This window comes from Actinomyces provencensis, from assembly GCF_900155435.1.
Classification (GTDB): Bacteria; Actinomycetota; Actinomycetes; order Actinomycetales; family Actinomycetaceae; genus Pauljensenia; species Pauljensenia provencensis.
Genome location: NZ_LT700212.1, coordinates 659,786 through 682,459, shown reverse-complemented (window position 1 = coordinate 682,459; position 22,674 = coordinate 659,786). Strand labels below are relative to the sequence as shown.

At 70.8% G+C, this 22,674-nt stretch carries 21 protein-coding genes; 16 read left to right on the top strand and 5 right to left on the bottom strand.

The genetic code is table 11. The features are described 5' to 3' along the window. The first annotated feature begins 907 nt into the window (after positions 1 to 907). From BQ9890_RS02910 to arfB, 7 genes are all read left to right on the top strand, one after another. Positions 908 to 1,609, top strand: coding sequence for a hypothetical protein (locus BQ9890_RS02910; RefSeq protein WP_143226217.1), 702 nt, complete (start codon positions 908 to 910; stop codon positions 1,607 to 1,609). Positions 1,610 to 1,834: 225 nt separating this feature from the next. Then, positions 1,835 to 2,125, top strand: a complete 291-nt coding sequence (locus BQ9890_RS15770) for a hypothetical protein (RefSeq protein ID WP_195907611.1) — start codon at positions 1,835 to 1,837, stop codon at positions 2,123 to 2,125. Next, positions 2,094 to 2,771 (top strand): response regulator, encoded by a 678-nt coding sequence (locus BQ9890_RS02895; protein ID WP_075889217.1) that lies wholly within the window; start codon positions 2,094 to 2,096, stop codon positions 2,769 to 2,771. The genes BQ9890_RS15770 and BQ9890_RS02895 overlap by 32 nt, the downstream gene beginning before the upstream one ends. Before the next feature lie 266 nt (positions 2,772 to 3,037). Beyond that, positions 3,038 to 3,829: an ATP-binding cassette domain-containing protein gene (locus BQ9890_RS02890; RefSeq protein ID WP_195907610.1), complete on the top strand. Its 792-nt coding sequence runs from the start codon at positions 3,038 to 3,040 to the stop codon at positions 3,827 to 3,829. Further along, complete coding sequence (locus BQ9890_RS02885; protein WP_143226216.1) at positions 3,826 to 5,148, top strand: DUF7224 domain-containing protein; 1,323 nt, start codon at positions 3,826 to 3,828, stop codon at positions 5,146 to 5,148. Before BQ9890_RS02890 ends, BQ9890_RS02885 begins: the two co-directional genes overlap by 4 nt. A 29-nt stretch (positions 5,149 to 5,177) precedes the next feature. Beyond that, positions 5,178 to 5,729 (top strand): hypothetical protein, encoded by a 552-nt coding sequence (locus BQ9890_RS02880; RefSeq protein ID WP_075889213.1) that lies wholly within the window; start codon positions 5,178 to 5,180, stop codon positions 5,727 to 5,729. A 55-nt stretch (positions 5,730 to 5,784) separates the two neighbouring features. Next, positions 5,785 to 6,222, top strand: coding sequence for an alternative ribosome rescue aminoacyl-tRNA hydrolase ArfB (gene arfB, locus BQ9890_RS02875; RefSeq protein WP_075889211.1), 438 nt, complete (start codon positions 5,785 to 5,787; stop codon positions 6,220 to 6,222). 119 nt (positions 6,223 to 6,341) lie between these two features. Here arfB and BQ9890_RS02870 read toward each other — a convergent pair whose 3' ends face one another. After that, complete coding sequence (locus tag BQ9890_RS02870) at positions 6,342 to 6,779, bottom strand: AAA family ATPase (RefSeq protein ID WP_043534315.1); 438 nt, start codon at positions 6,777 to 6,779, stop codon at positions 6,342 to 6,344. Positions 6,780 to 7,024: 245 nt separating this feature from the next. Here BQ9890_RS02870 and BQ9890_RS02865 point away from each other — a divergent pair, with 245 nt between their 5' ends. Both BQ9890_RS02865 and BQ9890_RS02860 read left to right on the top strand, forming a co-directional pair. After that, the gene (locus BQ9890_RS02865) at positions 7,025 to 9,094 is read left to right on the top strand and encodes an ABC transporter ATP-binding protein (RefSeq protein WP_078062193.1); all 2,070 of its coding nucleotides are present in this window, start codon (positions 7,025 to 7,027) and stop codon (positions 9,092 to 9,094) included. Continuing rightward, entirely contained in the window at positions 9,091 to 10,824 is a 1,734-nt protein-coding gene (locus tag BQ9890_RS02860) for an ABC transporter ATP-binding protein (protein ID WP_075889209.1), read from the top strand. The genes BQ9890_RS02865 and BQ9890_RS02860 overlap by 4 nt, the downstream gene beginning before the upstream one ends. A 167-nt stretch (positions 10,825 to 10,991) precedes the next feature. On the opposite strand, the gene BQ9890_RS02855 is transcribed toward BQ9890_RS02860, so the two are convergent. From BQ9890_RS02855 to BQ9890_RS02845, 3 genes are all read right to left on the bottom strand, one after another. Further along, positions 10,992 to 11,540, bottom strand: a complete 549-nt coding sequence (locus BQ9890_RS02855) for an HXXEE domain-containing protein (protein ID WP_075889207.1) — start codon at positions 11,538 to 11,540, stop codon at positions 10,992 to 10,994. A gap of 69 nt (positions 11,541 to 11,609) precedes the next feature. Further along, entirely contained in the window at positions 11,610 to 12,011 is a 402-nt protein-coding gene (locus tag BQ9890_RS02850) for a hypothetical protein (RefSeq protein ID WP_075889205.1), read from the bottom strand. Then, positions 12,008 to 12,790, bottom strand: coding sequence for a TetR/AcrR family transcriptional regulator C-terminal domain-containing protein (locus tag BQ9890_RS02845; protein ID WP_230297788.1), 783 nt, complete (start codon positions 12,788 to 12,790; stop codon positions 12,008 to 12,010). The genes BQ9890_RS02850 and BQ9890_RS02845 overlap by 4 nt, the downstream gene beginning before the upstream one ends. Before the next feature lie 108 nt (positions 12,791 to 12,898). On the opposite strand from BQ9890_RS02845, the gene BQ9890_RS02840 reads away from it, so the two are divergent. Beyond that, complete coding sequence (locus BQ9890_RS02840; RefSeq protein WP_075889203.1) at positions 12,899 to 13,504, top strand: biotin transporter BioY; 606 nt, start codon at positions 12,899 to 12,901, stop codon at positions 13,502 to 13,504. 127 nt (positions 13,505 to 13,631) lie between these two features. Here BQ9890_RS02840 and BQ9890_RS02835 read toward each other — a convergent pair whose 3' ends face one another. Then, on the bottom strand, positions 13,632 to 14,987 hold the full coding sequence (locus BQ9890_RS02835) for a hypothetical protein (RefSeq protein ID WP_075892613.1): 1,356 nt from the start codon (positions 14,985 to 14,987) through the stop codon (positions 13,632 to 13,634). 207 nt (positions 14,988 to 15,194) lie between these two features. On the opposite strand from BQ9890_RS02835, the gene guaA reads away from it, so the two are divergent. The 6 genes from guaA to ispE form a co-directional block, all read left to right on the top strand. Beyond that, positions 15,195 to 16,772, top strand: coding sequence for a glutamine-hydrolyzing GMP synthase (gene guaA, locus BQ9890_RS02830; RefSeq protein WP_075889201.1), 1,578 nt, complete (start codon positions 15,195 to 15,197; stop codon positions 16,770 to 16,772). A 7-nt stretch (positions 16,773 to 16,779) separates the two neighbouring features. Then, positions 16,780 to 17,691, top strand: coding sequence for a TatD family hydrolase (locus BQ9890_RS02825; RefSeq protein ID WP_075889199.1), 912 nt, complete (start codon positions 16,780 to 16,782; stop codon positions 17,689 to 17,691). 166 nt (positions 17,692 to 17,857) lie between these two features. Next, the gene (locus BQ9890_RS02820) at positions 17,858 to 19,024 is read left to right on the top strand and encodes a transglycosylase family protein (protein ID WP_326844906.1); all 1,167 of its coding nucleotides are present in this window, start codon (positions 17,858 to 17,860) and stop codon (positions 19,022 to 19,024) included. A gap of 182 nt (positions 19,025 to 19,206) precedes the next feature. Continuing rightward, positions 19,207 to 20,595 (top strand): aggregation-promoting factor C-terminal-like domain-containing protein, encoded by a 1,389-nt coding sequence (locus tag BQ9890_RS02815; protein ID WP_078062191.1) that lies wholly within the window; start codon positions 19,207 to 19,209, stop codon positions 20,593 to 20,595. 112 nt (positions 20,596 to 20,707) lie between these two features. Then, positions 20,708 to 21,718, top strand: a complete 1,011-nt coding sequence (gene rsmA, locus BQ9890_RS02810) for a 16S rRNA (adenine(1518)-N(6)/adenine(1519)-N(6))-dimethyltransferase RsmA (RefSeq protein ID WP_075889197.1) — start codon at positions 20,708 to 20,710, stop codon at positions 21,716 to 21,718. After that, on the top strand, positions 21,711 to 22,674 hold a 964-nt coding region (gene ispE / locus BQ9890_RS02805; RefSeq protein ID WP_075889195.1), incomplete at its 3' end, for a 4-(cytidine 5'-diphospho)-2-C-methyl-D-erythritol kinase. The genes rsmA and ispE, both read left to right, overlap by 8 nt.

Genomic DNA, 22,674 nt, shown 5'->3' with positions numbered 1-22,674 from the left:
GCGTCTGGGCGGCAGGCGCAGCTGGTGGGCACTGGCTTCTGGATGCTTGCTTGTGTGGGTGTGTGTCTGTGGGGGGCAGGTCGGGGACGGGGGCCCTCTGTGCCAACCTTGAGTAAGACACCCGGACAGTCCGGATCGGTGTCGTAGAGGGCGGGGAGGAGTTCCCCAGGATGAGTACGACGATGACGGCGCCCGCTGGGGCGGGGCAGGCTGTAGGCACTGACCCGCGCATACGGCGCCCACCCCGAGCGCTTCGTCCACCACCCGCCCGTCCCGCTGACACTGCCAGAGACGGCGTGGATCAACCAACCCCCCAAGGAGACGACCAACTCAACGATCCAGCACAGTCACTGACCCACCCAGGTTGACAGGTTCCGGAGTGCCAACACTCCAACGGTTGCGAGTGTGGCAAGTGTCCTCTTCGTGTTCATGTCGATCAATCCCTCTCATTCGAGACAATCACTCGGCCCCGTCGGGATGACTGGGACCCGCCCGTCCTTACGAGTGCACTTCCGGGATTCACGCCTCGTCACCGGGCACCTCGAGGATGCAGCTCACTTGCGTTCAAGGTGAACACTGATGTTTGTCCATGTCTTCGGGACGGTCTTCGATGAGATACTTCATCTCAGGGCTGGCCTCGGTGGGGACCGGGGGGTTATTGGGAGTCGAGCTATGCGCAGAACAATTCAGGCAGGGGACGTCAAGATGCGGGTTGGATGGCAGTCGTCATTGGTGTACTCGCTGGTCATGGTTCTCTGCGTCTCGGCTCCTCTGGTTGCACATGCGGACTCACTTGCTTCTTCCGACAGATCCGGTCTGGCGACTTCGGGAGCTGTAGCAGTCGAAGTGGCCTCCGGAGAGCCTTGGTACTGCAAGGCCTTCCCCTCTTGGCCGGGATGCAAGTGAGATGAAGCATGCGGATGCGTTCCACCAACGTCCTGTAGACGTGGGACTCGCGCGGCGAACGGCGATCGTCGTGTGTGCCGGTGTCGTTCTTGTCCTGCAAGTTCTCTCCGGCGCACTCTCCTCGGGCGTGGTCGGGAACTGGGTCTGGACAGTCCTCAGCTGCGTGGCGCTCGCCTTGGTCGGGTGGTTCCCTGCGGTGGGTGGGGCGATCTTCGCACTCATCATCTTCACAGGCATCTTGCTCCCCCCAGAGATCGTCGTCGTCTCGGTTCCGTTCATCGGCATCTATGTGGTTGCCGCCGATTGGATCTCCCGTCGTTGGTACATCGCCGCAGCGATCATGCTCGTCGCCCTTGAAGGCGCAGAGATCTTCCAGTCCGATGCCCCGACAGGTGACTTCCTCGGCCTGATCCTCGGCGTGGGCTTCGCAATCCTTGCGGGCGCCGGGTTGCGGTGGAACCACGTGCGCGTCGAGGCGTTGGAGGAGCAGAGGCAGCGGGCTGCGTCGGAGGCCGAGACCTCGGTGCGTCACAAGCTCGCTGCCACCCTCCACGACACGGTGGCCTCGGACCTGGTCAGGGTCATCGTCGCCAGCCAGTCCATCGCCCAACACACGCAGGAGCCCGATACCGCCGCGGAGCTGGAAGCCCTGGGCGACACGGCGCCGGGAGGCCATGTGGCACCTGCGCGTGCTCATGGATGAGGCCGGAGTCACGCGCAACGATCCCCAGGATCCCCTGGCCGAGGTCCTCGGGAAGTGCCGGACCATGCTCGCGGGTCGCCACATCACGGTGAATGCCGACGTGGCCGATGGCGTCGATGTCGCGTGCACGTCCGGACAGCGCTCCGTCCTCGCCCTCGCCCTGCGTGAAGGGGGGCCACCAACGTCCTCAAGTACGCGCCCTCCGGATCGACGGTGAACCTCACGGTGGAGACACTGCCCGGAGGTGGGATCTCCCTGGCGATGGCCAATGACGTCGACCCGGCAGCATGCGATGCGGACGGGGCACTGTCCGGTGGCTTCGGCCTGGTCTCCCTGGCGGAGAGGGCTGCCCGGGAGGGTGGGACCGCACGCTACGGCTGCGCCGGTGGCACGTGGCTGCTCACGGTGGAGCTGCCCGGACGTCCGATGGTGCAGGAGCCCACCGGGCGAGAGACCTCTGAGGCGGAGGGAGGTGTCGTCGCGCATGGACCCGCTGAGGTTGCTGCTGGCAGATGACGATCCGGCGCTGCGGGAGTCGCTCGCCTCGCTGCTGGGGAGCCGGGAGGACATCGACCTGGTCGACTCCGTCCCGGATGGCGCCGCGGCACTGGGTGTGCTGGAGGAGCGCTGCGTGGACGTCGCGCTGCTCGACGTCGACATGCCCGTCCTCGACGGCATCGACACCACACGCAGGATCGTGGCACGCCACCCCGACGTCACGGTCGTCATGCTCACCTCCTTCGCCCAGGACGACTTCCTGGATCGGGCGTTGGCGGCAGGGGCGAACGGGTTCCTCACCAAGGACCTCCCCATCGCCAGCCTCGCCCGCCTGCTGCACGCGGCAGTGGCCGGTGAGACCGTCATGGGTCCTCGCCCCACGGCCATGCTCGCGGAGTCCTACCGTTCACGGGTCATCCAACGCGAGGAGGACCCGGAGTTCGTCGCCGCCATCGACGCACTGCCCACGCAACTCCGGGAGGTGCTGGGTCTGCTCACCCGCGCGGCGTCCAATCGCACCATCGCGAAGACCCTGGGCCTGCGCGAGAAGACCGCCCAAGCCTACGTCTCGGACATCCTCCGGCGCACCGGCTGCCAGTCCCGCGCGGAGGTGGCCGTCCGGGCGCTGGCCATCGGAGCGGGCCCGGTGCGGCACACGGGTTGACGCCGCTCGGCGGGAGCCTCGTGGGAGCGTCCCCATGAGGGTCGTGCAGAGAGCGGGCACTGCGCGCGTCACAGTTCCGTCAGTGGATGTCGAGACACGTGTTGGACCTGCGCACTCGCGTGGACGTTGCCGTGAGCCGTTGGATCGGTCCTCTGTACTGGAGAAACATCCAGCTTCTCCTCGGGGAGTGAGGTTCGTATCCACGAAGGCACCAGAGGCTCCGAAGGGTCACAGCAGATGGGTGTCGGCACTGTGAGGATGACGTGGTGAGCGCCCCGACCACCGGGGCAGCCGGGACAGGACGCAGCGTCGGCGATGACCTGGTGCTGTCAAAGGTCTCGTTCTCCTACCGACGCCGCGGGCTCCGTGTCCTGGCGGATCTGTCTGTCGGGTTCCCGTGCGGGTCCACGGCGCTGCTCGGCGTGAACGGCGCGGGGAAGTCGACGCTCATGGGTGTCGCTGCGACCCTGCTGGTACCACAGTCGGGCGTGGTGTCCGTGGGTGGCGATCGTGCCCACGGTCACACGATGGCAGCGTACCGACGTCGGCTCGGTTGGATGCCGCAGGTGATCCGCCCGATCGGGCGGTTCAGTGCGCGTGAGTCGGTGGCCTATGCCGGATGGCTGGCAGGGATGGACAGGACGCAGGCGTGGGAGGATGCCCCGCGCGCCCTGGGCAGGGTGTCCCTCCAGGAGCAGGAGGGGACCAGGGCGTCCGAGCTGTCCGGTGGGCAACTGCGCAGACTCGGGATTGCCCAGGCCCTCATCCACGGCTCCGACTGGCTGCTGCTCGACGAGCCTGCGGCGGGTCTCGACCCGCTCCAGAGGTCCTCGGTCCGCGACCTCTTCCGGGAACTGCGCGATGAGGTCAATCTGGTGGTGTCCACCCACGTCACTGCGGACGTGATCGGAGGGGCCTTCGACCATGTGGTCGTGCTGCACCGGGGCGCGGTGCTGTGGCAGGGCAGTACGGAGGCGTTCGTCGACCTGGCTCCGCCTACAGGAGGACAGGGCGAGCGCGGTGACGTGGCCTTCACGCGTCTCCTGGAGGGATCGTGAGCAGGATCAGGGCGAGGTGGTGGGGGCCGGAGCGCAGGAGCATGGCCCTGGTGGGTGGCCCTCTCATCCTCCTCATGGTCATCCTGGATGTCCTGGTCCAGCCCCAGACGCTGCGCGCCGCCGCTGAGGGCTACTGGAACTCGGTTGCCGAGACCGCCAACTCGACGATCTGGCTGGTGTGCCCGCTGGCTGCGGCGGTCGCCGCATGGGACATCGCGACGCTGCGGGTGGCAGGTGTGCTCCGACATCCCTCCACGCGCCCTGCCACCGCGATCATGGGCCGCAGCCTCGTGTCGGCGTTGGTCAGTGGTCTGCTCGGTCTGGCCCTGTCCTGGGTCCTCGTCCTTCCCCGGGCAGTCGGGGGACCCACCGGGGTCGACCTCGTGATCCTGGCAGTGGCACCGCTCATCGTCGCCGCCTCCGTCCTGGTCGGGGGTGCTCTGTCGCTGGTCCTTCCGGCCCGACTCGCACCGCCGGTGGTCATGATCGGCACGTGGTGCTGGTTCGCGATGCCCCAGTCCTTCCAGCCCTTCTGGCTGCGACACCTCAACGGGTACGAGGGCGGGTGCTGCGACGCAGGTTCACAGGTCACCCTGCCAGCGGCGCTGGCTCCGGGCCTGGTCGCTGTGGGTCTGGGAGCTTGGGCCGTCACCCTCGCCGCGTCCCGGATCGCCCTGTGGCATCGGGCCCCGACCGTGGTGGCGGTGGGCGCCCTCGTCACAGGGGTGCTGTGTGCGGGGGTGGGTCTGGGAGTTGCTGTCGCGATGGTCCAGGACTACGGGAACTACCCGGTGGTCGCCCGGACGGGCGCAACTGTGTGCTCGACGGACAGCGAGGTCAGGGTGTGCGTGTGGCCGGAGCACGCACAAGACCTCCCCGCCATGCAGGAGGCGGTTCTGACCGCCAGGAACCGGCTCGCTGCGGTGGGCTACCGGGTTCCGGACACGGCCTCCGAGTCCTCCCGTGACGGGACCCTCTGGAGGATCGTCGCATCCGCCGGGGCGACGGAGGACAGGGACCTCGCCCTCAACTCGGCCGTGTCCGGTCTGGCGAACACCTGGGTGGGGGAGGGTCTGCTCCAGGACTGCGACAGCCCCGAGGTCCAGGATGCGTGGCCGGACCACTTCGTGGCCGCCGACTGGCTGGCGACCGCAGTCGGGCTCCCCACCGAGCCGACGGGAGAGGACCCCACCGTGTCGGCCGCTGCCCGCGCCCTGGCTGGCCTCCCGACCGACCAGCAGGCCACGTGGGTCGCCACTGCGATCACACGCATGCAGGCGGCATGCTCTGCTTCGGCCACGGTGTCCGGCGCGCCGTGACCCATTTGTGGTGGTGGCGCACCCGAGGAATGTGGCTGCAGCTGGTCCTGCTGACCGGTTGCTTCCTCCTGGTACTCGTCGTCCGCTCCGCGCGCGTGCAGGTACCGGGACTGTCTCCCATCGGGGCGAACCTGCCGATCGCCGCACTCGGGCCACTGCCCCTGGTCGAGGTGATGGCCACCCGCATGGGGGCGACCGCGCACCAGGAGGTGACGGCCGTGCGTCGCATGTGGCGCTACGACCTCACGGCGTTCGCACTCATCGCGGCGATCTCGGCCGCGGCAGGCGCCCTGATGATCCCTCTGGTCGGGGGCGTGGGTCTGGAGACGGCCAGGACCCTGGTCGGACTCGGAGCCCTGGGGGTCCTCGCCTCCCGCCTCGCCGGGCGCCGGGTGGGTGCCGTTGCGCCCGTCCTCCACCTCTTCATCAGTCTCGCGGCGGGAGGGCCGGAGAGCTGGTGGCAGTTCCCCCTGGCGGGAGCGCACTCGATCGGCGCGACCCTGCTGGTCGGGGCCCTGTGTCTCGCCCTCGCACTCTCGCACGTGTCGCAGCACGTGCGTGCTCACGGGGGTGACGCGTAGCGCCAGGAGCATCCGGCTCCGGGAACCGCCAGCACCACTCGGGCATGATGGACCCATGTCCGACGCCCCCACCGCAGACCTGCGGGTCACCGCTGCACTGACCGTGCCCGCGGCGGAGCTGTCGTGGCGGTTCTCGCGGTCCTCGGGTCCCGGAGGCCAGGGAGTCAACACCACCGACTCCCGCGTGGAACTCATCTGGGACATCGCGTCCTCCCATGTCCTCAGCGAGTCGCAGCGCTCACGCCTCCTGGAGCGCCTCGATGCCCGCCTGGTGAACGGGGTGGTCACCGTGGTGGCCTCCGAGCACCGCGCCCACCTCCACAACCGGGAGGCCGCGCGCGCCAGGCTCGCAGACCTCCTCGCCCAGGCCTTGGCTCCACCTCCCCGCAAGAGGCGTGCGACCAGACCGACACGAGGATCGAAGGAACGTCGGCTCGGAGCGAAGAAGCGCCGCGCCGACGTCAAGCGGATGAGACGTCGGCCCACCGACTGACTGTGCGGCCGGGCAGATCTCCTGTGTGTTCCCCTGCAGGACAGGTTCTCTGATCCTGGGTGGCTCCCGGCTGGGGTCGGGGCCATGTTCTGCGCGTCCCCGCTGACTCCACTCCCGACTCAGTCCAGCCCCTCGATGCTGTCGGCCAACTCGGTGACGGGACGGCACCCGTCCAGCTCGACGTCCGCGCCCCGACGCAGCAGGGGCTCGACCTCCGCGGTGTGGCGGCGGATCTCCGCGCGTTCATGCGGCGCGCGTCCGTAGGGATTGCCCGTGCGTGTCGCGACGCGCTCCAGCAGGACGTCGAGGGGTGCACTCAGCAGCACCACATGGTCGAACCGCGGGTAGAAGCGGCCCTGGTTCTCGACCGTCCCCGAGACGACGAGATCGTCGTGGTGAGTGAGGAGCTCACCCATCCGCGCCTCGTCCCAGAGGCCGTCGGGCAGCGTCCAGTCGTCATGGTCCGTGTCGACGGTGCAGCGCCCGCGGCGGGCGAGCTCCGCCAGGAGCGTCGACTTGCCGGCCCCCGACATGCCGGTCACGAGGATTCGCGCCATGGCAGGATCCTATGCGCCAGGATCCCGTGCGCCGACTTGAGTCCTCTGCGCGCACACTGGTAGGGTCACGACCATGTTCGGACTGCACTGATGAAGGGGGTGCCGACATGTTCCAGATCGTGAGTGCTGAGTATTCCCGACCTACGGGGATCACTGTCGTGCACCCCGCCAGGTGAGCGTCTCCCCGCATCCGGGTCGAGACCACCCCCACACCATCCTGTCTGTCCTTCATCCAGTGAGGTTCCATGTCCTTCCTGCGTCGACGCGCCGGCGCGTCCGCGTCCACCGCCGTCCCTGATCCCGAGGTCCGCGACTTCCTCCGCCAGCGTGCGGACGAGGTCGGGACCGACCTGCCCGACCTCGGGCTCACCCCCCGTCACTGGTGGGGCCCCTGGCGCGCCCCCCAGGGTCCCGCAGCGCCCCTCCCGGCCGCCAACGGGCCCTTCCTGTGGGCACTGGTGCGCGGCGTGTGGCCGGTGCTGCTGCTCGCGGTGGTCCTCACCACCGTCAACTACGTGACCTCCGCCCTGATCCCCTGGGCCATGGGCAGCCTGCTCGATGCCGGCCTCGACCTCGGCTTCGGGAGGCATCTGCTGGTTCCCTCACTGGTCTTCGTCGCGATGGTGGCGCTCATGGCGATCACCAACGGCATCAACCAGATGACCGAGATCGGCCTGTGGATGGGTTCCGCCATGGGTGCGGCGCGCAATGTCGGCCACCGCGTGGCCCGCTCGGGACGCGCGGTGAAGAAGGAGATGCCCGCCGGTGACGTCGTCACCGTCCTGATGACCGACGCGGACTACGTCGGGGGCGCGTTCGCGTGGTTCCCCGAGATCGTCGCCGCCATCGTCTCCACGGCGGTCGTCGCGGTCATCATGCTGCGCGTCTCGGTGCCGCTGGGGCTGCTGGTCCTCATCGGGCTGCCGATCGTCATCGCCCTGATGACGCTGCTCATCAAGCCCCTCCAGGCCAAGCAGGCGGTGGCGCGCGAGGAACAGGGCAAGCTCACCACCATCTCCACCGACGCGGTGGCGGGCCTGCGGGTCCTGCGTGGCATCGGCGGGGAGGACGTCTACAACGCGAACTACGTCACCCAGTCCGCGCGGGTGCGCGACGCCGGGATCCGCGTGGCCTCGAGCTCCGCGATGCTGTCCATGCTGCGCTCCTCCGCGCCCCTGGTATTCACGGCGCTGGTGGTCGGCTACGGCGCGCTGCTCACCTTCGACGGGCGCATCACGGTGGGCCAGTTGGTCGCCTTCTTCGGGTACACGTCCTTCCTGCGCAACCCGATCTCCGTGGCGTCGAACTCGATCCAGCAGTACACGCGCGCCTGGGTGGGCGTGAAGAAGATGACCCGCGTCCTCGGGATCGACCCGCTGGTCGACGACTCCCACGTCCCGGGGGCCTCCGCAGGCACCCCCGTGGACACCTCCGGCGACGAGGGCGGCGCGGTGGCCCGTCCGACGGGGCGGCCCGGCGACGGGGTCGACTGGTCCGACGCGACCCTGTTCGACCACCGCAGCGGTGTCGCCATCCACCCCCACCGCATGACGGCCCTGGTCAGCCAGGACCCGGACGTGACGGCGGCCATCGCGCGGCGTCTGGGACGGGTCGAGGACACGGAGGACCCCACCCTGGAGGTCGACGCCGACGGTACCGACCTGCGTGAGGTACCCGTGGACGAGGTCCGTCGCGCCGTCTTCCTCTCCGAGGCGGAGGCCCAGCTCTTCGCGGGCTCGCTGCGCGAGGAGGTCGACGGACCCGATGCCGAGCCACGGCGTGCCCGCGGTGTCACCGAGCTGATCCACCGCGAGGTCATCGAGGCCTCCACACGTCGCGAGGGCGTCCTCTTCCGGCCCGAGCACGGCGCGGACGACCCGCAGGTACGCCGGGCCCTGCACGTGGCCGACGCCCACGACGTCGTCTCCTCCCTGCAGGGGGGACTCGACGGGGAACTGGCGGAGAAGGGACGCAACCTCTCCGGGGGCCAGCGCCAGCGCGTGGCACTGGCACGCGCCGTACACTCCGAGGCACCCGTACTGGTGCTCGTGGAGCCCACCTCCGCGGTGGACTCCCACACGGAGGCACGCATCGCCCAGCGCCTGGCGAGCGAGCGTCGGGGACGCACGACCGTGGTCGTCTCCGCCTCGACGCTGGTCCTGGAGCACTGCGACGAGGTCGTCCTCGTCTCCCCCGAGGGGACGGAGATCACCCGGGGCACGCACGACTCGCTGCGCCGCGCAGCGGAGCAGGGTGATGGTCCGGCACTGGAGTACCGGGCCGTGGTCAACAGGGAAGCAGGTGAGCAGGAATGAAGCTGCCGATCGCCAACGGCGCCGTGGTGCGCCACCGCGTGGGTGGGCTGCTGGCTGCCCACCGCAGCGAGATCGCCGTCGTCCTGGTCCTCCAACTGGGGTCCGCGCTCGCCGCGATCGCCCTGCCCTGGGCCATGGGGCACGCGGTGGACCGCATCCAGCAGGGCACCAGCCTCGACTGGGTGCGCACCGTGATGCTCGCGGCCATCGGGGCCGTGGTGGTGGGGGCCGTGCTCAGCTACTTCGCCGAGTACCGGGCCCGCGTGCTGGGGGAGAAGGTCTTCGCGCAGCTGCGCGAGGACCTGGTCCGCACCGTCACCCACCTGCCGCTGTCCACCGTGGAGAGTGCGGGGACCGGTGACCTGGTGGGGCGCACCACCCACGACATCGATCGCGTGCAGTTCACCGTGCGCCAGGGGATCTCCTCCATGCTGGTCCTGGCCACCACCATCGTCGTCACCGTCGTGGCCGCTGTGGCGACCTCGCCCCTGCTCTCCCTGGTGCTCCTGCTGGAGGTGCCCGCGGTGTGGGTGCTCATGAAGTGGTACCTGCCGCGCACGATCCCCGCCTACCGGGCGAGTGCCGCGTCCTGGGCGGGCCTGTCCGGCACCGTCAACGAGACGATCGAACAGGCGGAGACCGTGGATGCCGCCCGCCTGGTCCCCCAGCGCATCACGCGCCTGGACACGGCCGTGGGTGAGGTGTGGCGCCTGGAGCGTTACGCCGCGTGGATGCGTGTCTTCCTCATCGCGGGCCTGGGCTTCGTCTCACTGATGCCCGTGCTCGGGATGGTCCTGGTCGGTGCATGGGCCGTGCCCGCAGGGGCCGTGACGCTGGGGCAGGTCACCACTGCCGCGCTGTACGCCTACCAGCTGCGCGGACCCGTGTGGGAGGCGACGTTCTGGATCGACCAGATCCAGTACACCCAGGCCTCCCTGTCGCGCATCTTCGGCGTCGACCTGGTGGAGCCGGACCGTGAGGCCAGCGGCGAGCTGCCCCACGACCGCCACATCAGCGCCCACGACGTCCACTACGCCTACCGGGCCGGGGAGGACGTCCTCCACGGTGTCGACCTGGACCTGCGTCCCGGGGAGACCCTGGCCATGGTGGGGCCCTCGGGCGCCGGCAAGTCCACCTTCGGGCGCATGCTCGCCGGCATCCACCCCCCGACCTCCGGGTCGGTGGCCGTGGGGGGCGTCGAGCTGGTCGACCTGGAGGAGGACGTCCTGCAGGGTCAGGTCGTCCTGGTCACCCAGGAGCACCACGTCTTCGTGGGCACCATCGCCGACAACCTGCGCCTGGCCCGCTCGGACGCCACCGATGCGCAGGTCCACTCCGCGCTCGCGGCCGTCGAGGCCGATGAGTGGGTGGACCGCCTGGGGGAGGGGATGGACACGCGGGTGGGTGCGGGTGGCCTGACCCTGAGCCCCGCCCAGGCCCAGCAGCTGGCGCTGGCCCGCATCGTCCTCATGGACCCGCACACGCTGGTCCTGGACGAGGCGACGTCACTGATGGACCCGACCGCGGCGCGTTCCCTGGAGCGCTCGTTGTCCAAGGTCCTCCAGGGACGCACGGTGGTCGCCATCGCGCACCGCCTCTACACGGCCCACGACGCGGACCGCGTGGCGGTCATGATGGACGGCAACATCGTGGAGCTGGGACCGCACGAGCAGCTGGTCGCAGCGGGCGGGGAGTACGCCTCCCTGTGGGAGTCCTGGCAGAAGGACTGACCCAGGAGTACCACCACCCACCCCCTCGCCGAAGTCCGCTCTGTTCCAGGCGCGAAGTCCGCTCTGTTCCAGGCGCGAAGTCCGCTCAGTTCTGGGGTCGAGGTCCGCTCCGGAACGGGGCGGGGGACCGTCCGGGACCGTGGCCCCGAGCCGCATCCGGCGCCGGGTCAGACTCCCGGCTCGGCGCCGGACGTCGGCAGGGGCCCCAGTGCCCGGTGTCCCAGCACCGAGCAGCTGAGCAGGTGGGCGGCGACCGTCAGGGGCACGCCCGCGAGGGCGACCCCGACCGCCGGGCCGTCACACTCAGTCAGCCCATGCCTGCCCAGAACCCGGCGGGCGTGCAGCCAGTAGGGGAGCACGACCAGCGGCGCAGTGGCGACCCCGGTGGTGTACCCGCGCGTGCCGATCGAGGCGGCCAGGTGACCCACGCCGTGCAGGCCGAAGGCCAGGACGGCGCCCCGGAAGAGAGGGGAGCGCCCTCGTGTGCGCAACCCCGCCAGCGAGGCGCCAGTCATGACGGCTCCCACGGAAGCGATGGCGAGGGCGACCTCGCGTTGCGACAACCCCCGGTCCCGGAACCCCTCCGGCAGGGGCACCCACTGCGGCATCCGGTCCATGACCCGCCGGGACTTGCGCGGCATCGTCGCCAGCTCCTCCAGGTCGTGCACGGTCCAGGCGACCAGCAGGGCCACACAGGCACGGTCGAGGTCATCCACGGTGCCTCCGCTCCCCTCGGTCGTCCTCGCCCGTCCCGGATCCCTCGCCCTGCCCCCTCCTCCCGACCCTCATGTCACGAGGGCGACCCCGCCGCCGATGCCCACCGACACCACCAACCAGACCACGGCCCACCACGGCGACCAGGACCGTGCCGAGCGAAAGGTCATCCTCGCCGCCAGCAGCGCGAGCCCGCCTGCGATCCCGATGAGCGCGCCCGCAGCAAGTGCGTACGACGGGGAGCTCGCAATGCCGCCGACGAACACCACCCCGATGAGGCCCAGGAACACTGCCGCGCCCCAGAGCAGGGCCTTCGTGCGGAAGCTCCAGTACCCGACGTCTGCCAGGACGGACCTCCTGCCGGAGCCCCCCGACCTCGCATCCCGGGACGCGGCACCGGTCACGTCTGCGCCCGCGGACGCCTTGTCGTCCCCGTCGGTGTCTGGGGTCCCGACCCCTCCACCCAGGCTCATCCCCGGTCCATCCCGATGAGGACCGCGGTACCGGCCACCAGCAGATCGACGCCGGCCGCGAAGGAGTCACCGGGAGCGCCCTCGTCGTCGACCGCCGGAGCACTCTCGATCCCGACCTCGCGGGCCGTGACGCGTTGCTGCTCGTGGAATGTGTGCCCGATGACGAAGTGTCCCAGTGTCTGCGCGACGACCGCCACCGTGCGCGCCGAGGCACCCGCGTCGCCCAGTGGCGCGTGCAGCGAGTCGGCCAGGGGGAGCTCGACGAGTCCCAGGGCCAGGGAGCTGGAGACCAACTCCGCGCCGTCACGGTGCGCCACCAGGGCGTCCCGCAGGTGGGTGGCCGCCGTCCGTACCGCGTCCTCCCAGCGGATTGACGAGGGCGGCCCCGCCTCGTCCCGAGGACCGTCGTGTCCGGGGGAGGCCTCGGCGGCGGGCAGGAGGATGCGGCGGGAGAGGGCGGCGAGGAGGCTCTGCTTGTCGGCGAAGTGCCAGTAGAGGGCGGAGGGTTGGAGGCCGAGTTCCTGGGCGATGCGGCGCATGGACAGGGAGGGGAGCCCCGCCCGGTCCAGCAGGTCCAGTGCCGTGTCCACGACATCGGAGGCCGAGCGTCGACCCCGGGACGGGGCCGTCTGCCCATGTCCGCCCCCGTCCGGGGCAGGGAGTGCCTGCCTGACCCCGGCCACAGGGGCGTTCCCGTCCCCGGTGGGGGCGCTGGTCGCCTGGGCGCGTGGCCCGCCGGTGGTGTGTCCGTGCTCCGGACGGGGGTGGACGGCATTCACACCGCCACTATAGTGAACACCGTTCACCTGAACGCCGTTCAGGTGAACGGTGTTCAGGGTCCTGTGGCACGTCCGCCATCGGACCGACAGTCGACTGAGGAGATCCCCATGTCCGCCACCACCGCCACCACCGGGTCCGCGGGACCGCGCGCCACCCGCCACGTCCGCGTCCTCGCTGACCTGGTCCCCGGAACCCGCACCCGTGACCTCGTCCTCGTCCTCGCGGCGACCGTGCTGCTCGTCATCGCCGGGCGCATCGCCATCCCCCTGCCCTTCACACCCGTGCCGATCTCCCTGGCCACGCTCGGCGTGGTGCTGACCGGTGCCGTGCTGGGCCCCGTGCGCGCCCTGGTCTCCAGTGGTCTCTACCTGGTGCTCGGCGTGCTCGGTGCCCCCGTCTTCGCCGACGGCGGGGCGGGCTGGGCATTCGCGTCCTTCGGCTACATCATCGGGTACGTGCTCGCCGCCGCCCTGGTCGGGTGGCTCGCCTCGCGTGGGTGGGACCGGTCCGTGTGGCGCATGGCGCTGGCCACGGTGCTCGGCACCGCTGTGGTCTACGCGGCGGGCCTGGCCTGGTTGGTGCCCTTCCTCGGGGTGGGTCTGCGCCAGGGCCTGGCCCTGGGCGTCGTCCCCTTCCTCATCGGTGACGCGCTCAAGACCCTCGTCGCTGCGACATGCCTGCCCCTGGCGTGGAAGATGGTGCAGCGCGGCTGACGTGGTCGGTTCGGCCGTGTCCGCAACTTCCGTGAGTCACGGCTCCAGCGCTGCACCGAGTCCCAAGGCGCGGAGGCGTGCTTCAGTGGTCCTGGGAGGCGTGCCTCGGCGGGGATGGGTGGTGGGGTCAGGACAGGCCCGCATCCGGGTGCTCGGGGATCCGCGGCACGACACCGGGGATGTGGCTGTGGGCCGTGAGCGGGTTCGTCGGGATCTCGAAGGCGTCCCCCAGGAAGGGGCGCACCAGGTCCGCCAGGTCCGAGGGCTCCCCGTCGGAGACGAACACGACGGAGGGGTGCAGCTTCGCTGACTCCACGAGGTCCAGGATCGGGCGGGCGTCGTCCCACTCCGACTCCACCCAGTACACGCTCCAGTCCGGACCGAGGGGCCCCCGCGCACTGACGACCATGCGTCGCACCCGGCACCCCGGGGGAAGTGCAGTGACGACGTCCTCGTCGAGGTCGATCATGACACCGGGCCCACCCACCGCAGTGAGCAGCTCCGTGGGCACGCCGCGTGGGTCCGGGGCGTCGACCCAGGAAGGGGGGTCGTCATAGGCGCGGGTCCGGTAGGCGTGCCCGAGGTGGCCGACGCGGTCCAGGAGCCTCCAGGAGGCCAGCTCCGGGCGGACGTCGAGGGCTTCGGGGACCTCCCAGCGGAACTGGCACACGGCGAGGAACCACTCCAGGTCCTCCACGGGATTGAGCAGGAGCCCCTCGCGCAGGTAGAGGGCTCGGTGCATGATCCGGTCCCGCACCGGGTCGGCGCCCGCCCGGCGTGCGGCGCGCAGGCGACGGTGGAACCGCTTCTGGGCCGAGGCGTAGTCGTCCCCGGAGTCCCACTGGTCCCCGGGCCAGTTGTGCAGGCGCACCACCTCCTCACGCAGCGAGAAGCGCTCGCCCACGTGCCCGCGGCGTTCGAGCAGTTCCTCCCAGTCCTCGACCATGTCCAGTGCACGCTGGAACTCGGCGGGGATGCGCAGCTGGGGGATGACGCCCAGATCCATGGCGGAGAGCTCGTCACGCCAGTCGCGGAACTGCGCCAGCGAGACGGGCTCCCCCTCGATTCGGCGCCAGTCCCTGTGGCGGCGCCGCTCCCGCATCGTGTCGTACCAGGTGTCCAGCGCGGCGGCGAGCTTCCGGCGCGGAGCGGATCGCGGACGCCCCTCGTACCGGGACTCCAGGAAGGCGACCGCACGGTGGAGGAGGTCACGCTCGGGGAGTTTCGGGCTCCTGCGCCGTACGAGGTCGAGAGGACTGAGGAACTGGCCGATCAGCCACGCGACATCGGGGGAGCGGGCGGCATCGCCCACCGCGCGCGCGTCGAGGAGGGCCTGCTGGTTGATGCCGGCCATGACAGGGATGCCCTCGAGCTCAGCTCGGGTGAGCTTGCGCCCATCGGGAGCCCGTCGGTCCTTCCCACGCAGGGCGAGGTCGGCCAACGCAGCACGTCGAGTCGCGCGTCGTCGGTCTTTCGCACCCATGACGTCATTGTGGTCCATCGGCATCGCGGTCGGCACACCATTGTGGCGTGCCGCCACGTCCGCCCGCGCCTGGCCGCTTGGGCCCGCCCGTCCCGTGGTGGTCCATCCATCCCGCCGGCATCGACGGCGGCGCCCCGGGAGCGTGGGGCAGGGAAGGTGGCACGGAGCACTCCCGGTTCCCCCCGGGAGCGCGGGTAGCATGGGCGCGTGAGCACCCCTGCCCCCCGCCCTGTCCTGGTCGTCGACTTCGGAGCCCAGTACGCGCAGCTCATTGCTCGTCGCGTGCGCGAAGCCTCCGTCTACTCCGAGATCGTCCCGCACACGATGCCCGTCGAGGAGATCCTGGCCAAGGATCCGGCCGCCGTCATCCTCTCCGGTGGCCCCTCCTCCGTCTACGCCGAGGGTGCCCCCGGCATGGACCCGGCGATCTTCTCCGCAGGGGTGCCGGTCCTCGGCATCTGCTACGGCTTCCAGGTCATGGCCCAGGCGCTGGGGGGCCGGGTGGGGCGCACGGGGACCCGCGAGTACGGGCACACCGAGGTCCGCATCGACGAGGGCGCCCACTCCCGCCTGCTCTCCGGAGGGCCCGCGGCCCAGACGGTGTGGATGAGCCACGGTGATGCGGTGGAGCAGGCCCCCGAGGGCTTCACGGTCACCGCCTCCACCGACCAGACCCCCGTCGCCGCCTTCGAGGACCCCTCCCGGAGCCTCTACGGGGTGCAGTGGCACCCGGAGGTCCACCACTCCGAGTTCGGGCAGCTGCTGCTGGAGACCTTCCTCCACCGGTGCGCCGGCATCGGGACGGACTGGACGCCCGGCTCCATCATCGATGACCAGGTCGCCCGCATCCGCGCCCAGGTGGGCGACGCCCGGGTCATCTGCGGGCTGTCCGGCGGGGTCGACTCCTCCGTCGCCGCCGCCCTCGTCCACCGGGCCGTCGGGGACCAGCTGACCTGTGTGTTCGTCGACCACGGGCTGCTGCGCTCCGGCGAGCGCGAGCAGGTCGAGCAGGACTACGCCACGACCATGGGCATCAGGGTCGTCACCGTCGACGAGTCCGAGCGCTTCCTCACGGCCCTGGCGGGAGTCTCCGATCCCGAGGGCAAGCGCAAGATCATCGGCCGCGAGTTCATCCGCTCCTTCGAGGACGCCCAGCGCGCCCTCGTCGCGGAGGCGGGCAGTGAGGGCGCGGAGGTCCGTTTCCTCGTCCAGGGAACTCTCTACCCCGACGTCGTCGAGTCCGGTGGCGGCGAGGGCGCGGCCAACATCAAGAGCCACCACAACGTGGGTGGACTGCCGGAGGACCTCGACTTCGAACTCGTGGAGCCCCTGCGTGCCCTGTTCAAGGACGAGGTCCGTGCCATCGGCCTGGAGTTGGGCGTGCCCGAGAAGATCGTGTGGCGCCAGCCCTTCCCGGGCCCGGGACTGGGCATCCGCATCATCGGCGAGGTCACACGTGAGCGCCTCGACATCCTGCGCGCCGCCGACCTCATCGCGCGCGAGGAACTGACCGCGGCGGGACTGGACCGCGAGATCTGGCAGTGCCCGGTGGTCCTGCTGGCCGACGTGCACTCCGTGGGCGTCCAGGGGGACGGGCGGACCTACGGGATGCCCGTGGTCCTGCGTCCCGTCTCCTCCGAGGACGCGATGACGGCGGACTGGTCACGCGTCCCCTTCGACGTCTTGGCGCGCATCTCGACGAGGATCACGAATGCCGTCCCCGAGGTCACACGCGTCGTGCTCGACGTGACCTCCAAGCCGCCGGCCACCATCGAATGGGAGTGACCCGCCGGTGAGTCGGCACAGGCCCCGCACCTGGCCCGCACTGCCACAGCGCCTGGCGGGCGGGGTGACGGACAACCACACCCACCTCCCCCTGCGCGAGGAGGAGATCCCGCGCGCGGACGGGGTGCGCATGTCGCTCACCGAGCAGCTGACCCGTGCCACCGAGGTGGGGGTGGACCGGATCATCACCTCCGCCTGCGAGGTGCCCGACTTCGACCCTGCCCTCGAGCTGGCGCGCGCCCACTCCGGAGTCCGAGTGGCACTGGCCGTCCACCCCAATGAGGCGGCGCTGCACGCCGGCATCACGACACCCTCGCCGGACGGCCTCGAACCCGAGCTGCGCGACCACCACGTGCCCCTCGTCGAGGCCCTGGAGATGGTGGCCTGCAGGTTGGCCGACCCCATGGTGGTGGCGGTGGGGGAGACGGGCCTGGACCACTTCCGCACGGCACCCGACGGATGGGACGCCCAGGAGGAGTCCTTCCGCGCCCACCTGGAGATGGCCCGTCTCCACGACCTGCCCCTCCAGGTCCACGACCGCGATGCCCACGACGACACCCTGGGCGTGCTCGCCCAGTCGGCGACACACGGCCAGCGCATCGTCTTCCACTGCTACTCCGGGGACCGGGCCATGGCCCACGTCCTCGCCGACAACAGGTGGTACGCCTCCTTCGCCGGCAACGTCACCTATCCCTCCAACGGTGCGTTGAGGGAGGCCCTGGAGGAGCTTCCCCGCGAGCTCGTGCTCGTGGAGACGGATGCTCCGTACCTCACACCCGTGCCGGAGCGCGGCAACCCGAATGCCTCCTACGTGATGGCACACACGGTGCGGGCGATCGCGGGGTCGTGGCAGGTCAGCGAGGACGAGGCCTGTCGACAGCTGGCCGAGAACTCGCGCCGTGTCTACGGGGAGTGGTGACAGGGGGAGGCACGGGCCAGGTGTGACGTGGGTCATCATCGCTCGCGTGACGGATCACGGTTCGGTTACGGTGGCGAGGTCATTCCGACGGGGGCCGCCTCCACCGCGAGCAGTTGAGCGCGAACCGGGGCCGTCACCGATGGATCAGATCGTCGCAAGGACCCCTGTGATCACGCTCCACCCCAGTCGTCGAACCGTCGTCTCCGTCGCTTCCGGCCTCTCCGCCGCGGTGCTCGCCGTGGCAGGCACCGGTGTCGCCCTGGCCCATCATGACGTCACCCTTGAGGTCGACGGCGTGGCCATGCCTGTCTCGGGCTTCAACTCGACGGTCTCCGACGTCCTCGGCTCAGCGGGAGTCGAGCTGGCCGCCCACGACCTGGTCGCTCCGGCCACGGACCAGGCAGTGTCGGACGGTCAGACGATCGTGGTGCGCACCGCCAAGCCCTACACCCTCACCGTCGACGGCAAGCTCGTCCAGGCCTGGTCCACGGGCGACTCCGCCCAGGACGTGCTGGCGGACTCTGCCGACTCCGGCAAGGTGGTGCTCGCCGCGGACCGCTCCTTCTCCCGTGAACCGCTGCCGGTCCTCGGGGCCGGCGGTACGGTGTCCGTCCTCGCGGACGGGGAGAAGTCCGAGGTCGAGGCCGGTGCCGACGACGACGCCGAGGAGATCCTCAAGGCGGCGGGCGTCGAGGTGTCACCCATCGACCGGGTCGCCCTCGAGAGCGATGACTCCGGTGTCACGCTGCGCGTCACCCGTGTGACCCGCGGGGAGCGCACCGTCGAGGAAGCCGTCGCCCACACCAGCGAGAAGCGTGATGACGCCTCGTTGGAGAAGGGCACGACCAAGGTCCTCCAGGAGGGCAAGGACGGCTCCGTGAGGACCACCTACTACGAGGAGACGCGCGACGGGAAGGCCGCCGTGTCGGTGAAGGTCGCCGAGAAGCGAACCGATCCGGTCACCGAGATCGTGGCGGTGGGCACCAAGGAGCCGGTCGTGCAGGCCGCGACGACGACCGCCCCCTCGTCCTCCTCGTCCTCATCCTCCTCTGCAGCGGCATCCTCGTCCGCGGGGACGGCCACCGGATCCGCTCCGGCGGGTGTCTGGGCCGCGCTCGCCCAGTGCGAGTCGGGCGGGAACCCGGCCACGAACACGGGCAACGGCTTCTACGGCCTCTACCAGTTCAGCCTCCCGACCTGGCAGGCGATGGGTGGCAGCGGGCTGCCCTCCGATGCCAGCGCCGCCGAGCAGACTGCCCGTGCCCAGGCCCTGCAGGCCCAGTCCGGGTGGGGACAGTGGCCCGGTTGCTCATCTCGTCTCGGCCTCCGCTGACTCCCGGAGCTGAGCCCGAGGGACCCGGTGCGACGAGCTGATCGTCCACCGGGTCCCTCGCTGTGTGGTGGGTCCGCTCACGATCCTGCAGGTTGTGACGTGGGTCCCTTCCCTGAAGGTCACGGAACGGTTACGGTCGGGGGTAGCCTGTTGAGACAACCGATCCGAGGAGTCCCGTCGAGTTGAGCACCGCCCACGGCACACATCCCTCCCGAGGCAGCCGACACCCCTCCCGCACGATCGTCCACGCGACGGCCTCCGTGGCCGCGGTGGGCCTCCTCGCCACCGCAGGACTCGGCGTGGCGGGTGCGCACTCGGAGCTGACCCTCGAAGTCGACGGTGTCTCGCGCCCGGTCTCGACCTGGCAGCCGACGGTGGGAGCTGCCCTGGAGCAACTGGGAGTCGAGTTGGGCCCCCATGACCTGGTGTCCCCGGGCGTGGACGAGGCCCTCGCTGACGGCTCCACCGTCGTCGTGCGCACCGCGCGGCCCGTGGACCTCGAGATCGACGGCGAGAGGACCACCGTGTGGTCCACCTCGACCTCGGCGGACGGCATCCTCGCAGTGGCGGACGCGATCGGTGGGACTGCGGTGATGGCAGCGGACCGCTCCACCTCGCGCGTGGCGTTGACCCCGCTGGTCTCGCGTGCCCGCACCGTCACGGTGTCCGTGGCCGGCACGGAGAAGCAGGTCACCGCCCTTCCGGGTGAGGACGTGCGCGCCGTGCTCGCCCATGCCGGCATCGACGTCTCACCCATCGACCAGGTCAGGGTCCGCTCCGAGGGTGGCAGCCTCGAGGTCTCCGTCACGAAGGTCCAGCGCGGCGTCGTGGCGCAGTCGACCGAGGTCGCCTACACCACCGAGGAACAGAGGACGGACGACCTCTTCGAGGGCGAGTCCGAGGTCGAGACCGTCGGAGCCGCCGGAACCGAGGTCTCCACCGCCTGGACGGAGAAGCACGACGGGAAGGTCGTCCATTCCTCCGCCCTGGGCCAACAGGTCACCTCCGAGCCCGTGACCCAGGTGGTGCGCATCGGCACGAAGAAGGTCACCCCGGAGGCCCTCGTGGCAGCGGGCATCGATCCCAAGGCGACCCCTGAGGCGCAGGTGGATGCCAACGGTGCGCGATCCGTGCGTTTCCGGGCGGCCCTGGGGTCGATCTCGACCCAGGCGGAGATCGCCGCCATCCGTGGCGAGACCACGACGTCGGCCTCCGGATCGGGATCCGCATCCGCCTCGACGGGTCTCGCCCCGCTCTCCGTCTACTCCGGTGAGGACCCCCGCGCGATCGCCCAGTCGATGGTCGCGGCACGCGGCTGGTCGGACACGGAGTTCCAGTGCCTCGTGAGCCTGTGGGACCGGGAGTCCGGGTGGAACCCCTACGCCGCGAACCCGTCCTCGGGCGCCTATGGGATCCCGCAGGCCCTGCCCGGATCGAAGATGGCCTCCGCAGGTGCCGACTGGCAGACCAATCCGGCCACGCAGATCACCTGGGGACTGGGCTACATCGCGGGACGCTACGGCACACCGTGCGGGGCCTGGGCCCACTCGAACTCCGTCGGCTGGTACTGACACGTCCCCTGCGGGGGCATGCCCCCGTCGCCCACGGCACACTGCGGCGGCCCTCTCCACCACCCCGACACCTGTCGGAGCCGCGCCTCCCTCGCTCAACTAGACTCACCCCGTGACCCGATCCAATCCGCCTGCCCGTAGACGCCCCCATCGCGGTGGGGAGCAGACGGAGCCGGAGCCTCCCGCACCCTCGGAGTCCGGACTGCTCGGTCCCGTCGAGGTGCGCGCCATCGCTGCCGCCCTCGGCATCCGCCCCACCAAGGTACTGGGCCAGAACTTCGTCCACGACGCCGGCACGGTGCGTCGCATCGTGCGCGCAGGAGACGTGGGTCCCGGTGACGAGGTGGTGGAGGTCGGTCCCGGACTCGGCTCGCTCACCCTCGCCCTCCTGGAGGCGGGTGCCCGGGTGCGCGCCGTCGAGATCGACCCCGTCCTGGCCCACGCACTGCCCGAGACGGTGCGCGCCCGGATGCCCGAGGCGGGCGGACGTCTCCACGTGGTGCGGGCGGACGCCCTGGAGATCCGGGGCGAGGGTGACCTCGGCCCCGACTGGCCGGCCCCCACACGCCTGGTCGCCAACCTGCCCTACAACGTCGCCGTGCCCGTGCTGCTGACCATGATGGAGCGTCTCCCCTCACTCACGGACGTCCTGGTCATGGTCCAGGCGGAGGTGGCGGACCGCCTGGCGGCCGGGCCCGGGTCGCGCACCTACGGGGTCCCCTCCGTCAAGGCTGCCTGGTACGGCACCGCGGAGCGGGTGGGGACCATCGGTCGCAGTGTCTTCTGGCCGGCACCCAATGTCGACTCAGCCCTCGTGCGCCTGACCCGCGGCCCTCGTCCACGTGGTGACGAGGCACTGCGCCTGGCCACCTTCGAGGTCGTCGACGTCGCCTTCGGGCAGCGGCGCAAGACGCTGCGTGCGGCCATGAGGTCCTGGGCGGGTTCCGCGGACGCCGCGGAACACCTGCTGCGCTCGGCGGGCATCGACCCCTCGGTGCGTGGGGAGACCCTGGGGATCGAGGAGTTCGTCCGACTGGGCGGAGCCCTCCTGGAGAGCCGGGCACAGGACGCCGCGTCAGGGGCCGTTGCCCCCACCGACCCCGCGGGGGACGCCCATGCGTGAGGCGACCGCCTCGGCACCGGGCAAGGTCAACCTGCTCCTGCGCGCCGGGCGCCCCGATCCCGACGGCTACCACCCGTTGGTCACCGTCTTCGAGTGCCTGGACCTCCGGGAGACCGTCAGCGTCCGCACCAGCCGCACCCCCGGGATCCGGGTGGACACCACCGTGCGCCGGCCCGACGGCAGCACCGACCGGCAGGCCACCGCAGCCCTCGGGGACCTCCCCGTCGAACGCCACCTGGCGGCCCGTGCCGCCCGTCTCCTGCAGCGCCTCGCAGCCACCGGCCCCTGGGCACAGACCGCTTCAGGGATCTCCATCGAGGTCGACAAGCGCGTACCGATCGCCGGGGGCATGGCCGGAGGCTCCGCCGACGCCGCCGCGACACTCGTCGCCTGCAACGATCTGTGGGGCCTGGGCCTGGACGACGCACACCTCCAGGCACTCGGGCGCACCCTCGGGGCCGATGTCCCCGCCTGCCTCGTCGGTGGCATCGCACTGGGCACCGGCCACGGGGACCACATGACGCTGCTGCGAGCGGGGGAGGACCCGGACCCGGCGGCCCACCACTGGGTGCTCGCACTCGCCGCGCACGGCCTGTCCACCCCTGAGGTCTTCGCCGGTCTCGACGCGGTCGGCGGCCCCCCGGGTGGTTGGCGGCCGCTGCCCGATGTCGAGGTGGACCTGGTCGCCCAGCTCACCGGTCCCGCCGACGACCTCGCGGGCGCCCTCGTCAATGACCTGACGGAAGCGGCACTGCAGGTCCGTCCCGGGCTCGCACGGACCATGGACGCGGCACGCGACGCCGGAGCTCTCGACGTCGTGCTCAGCGGCTCGGGGCCGACCGTGGCCGCCCTCGCGCGCGACGCCGGACACGCCCGCGCCCTGGCGGAGGCGTGGCGCGGGACACCGGGGGTCGCCGACGTCCTCACCACCCGCGGACCCGCCGCGGGTGGTGAGG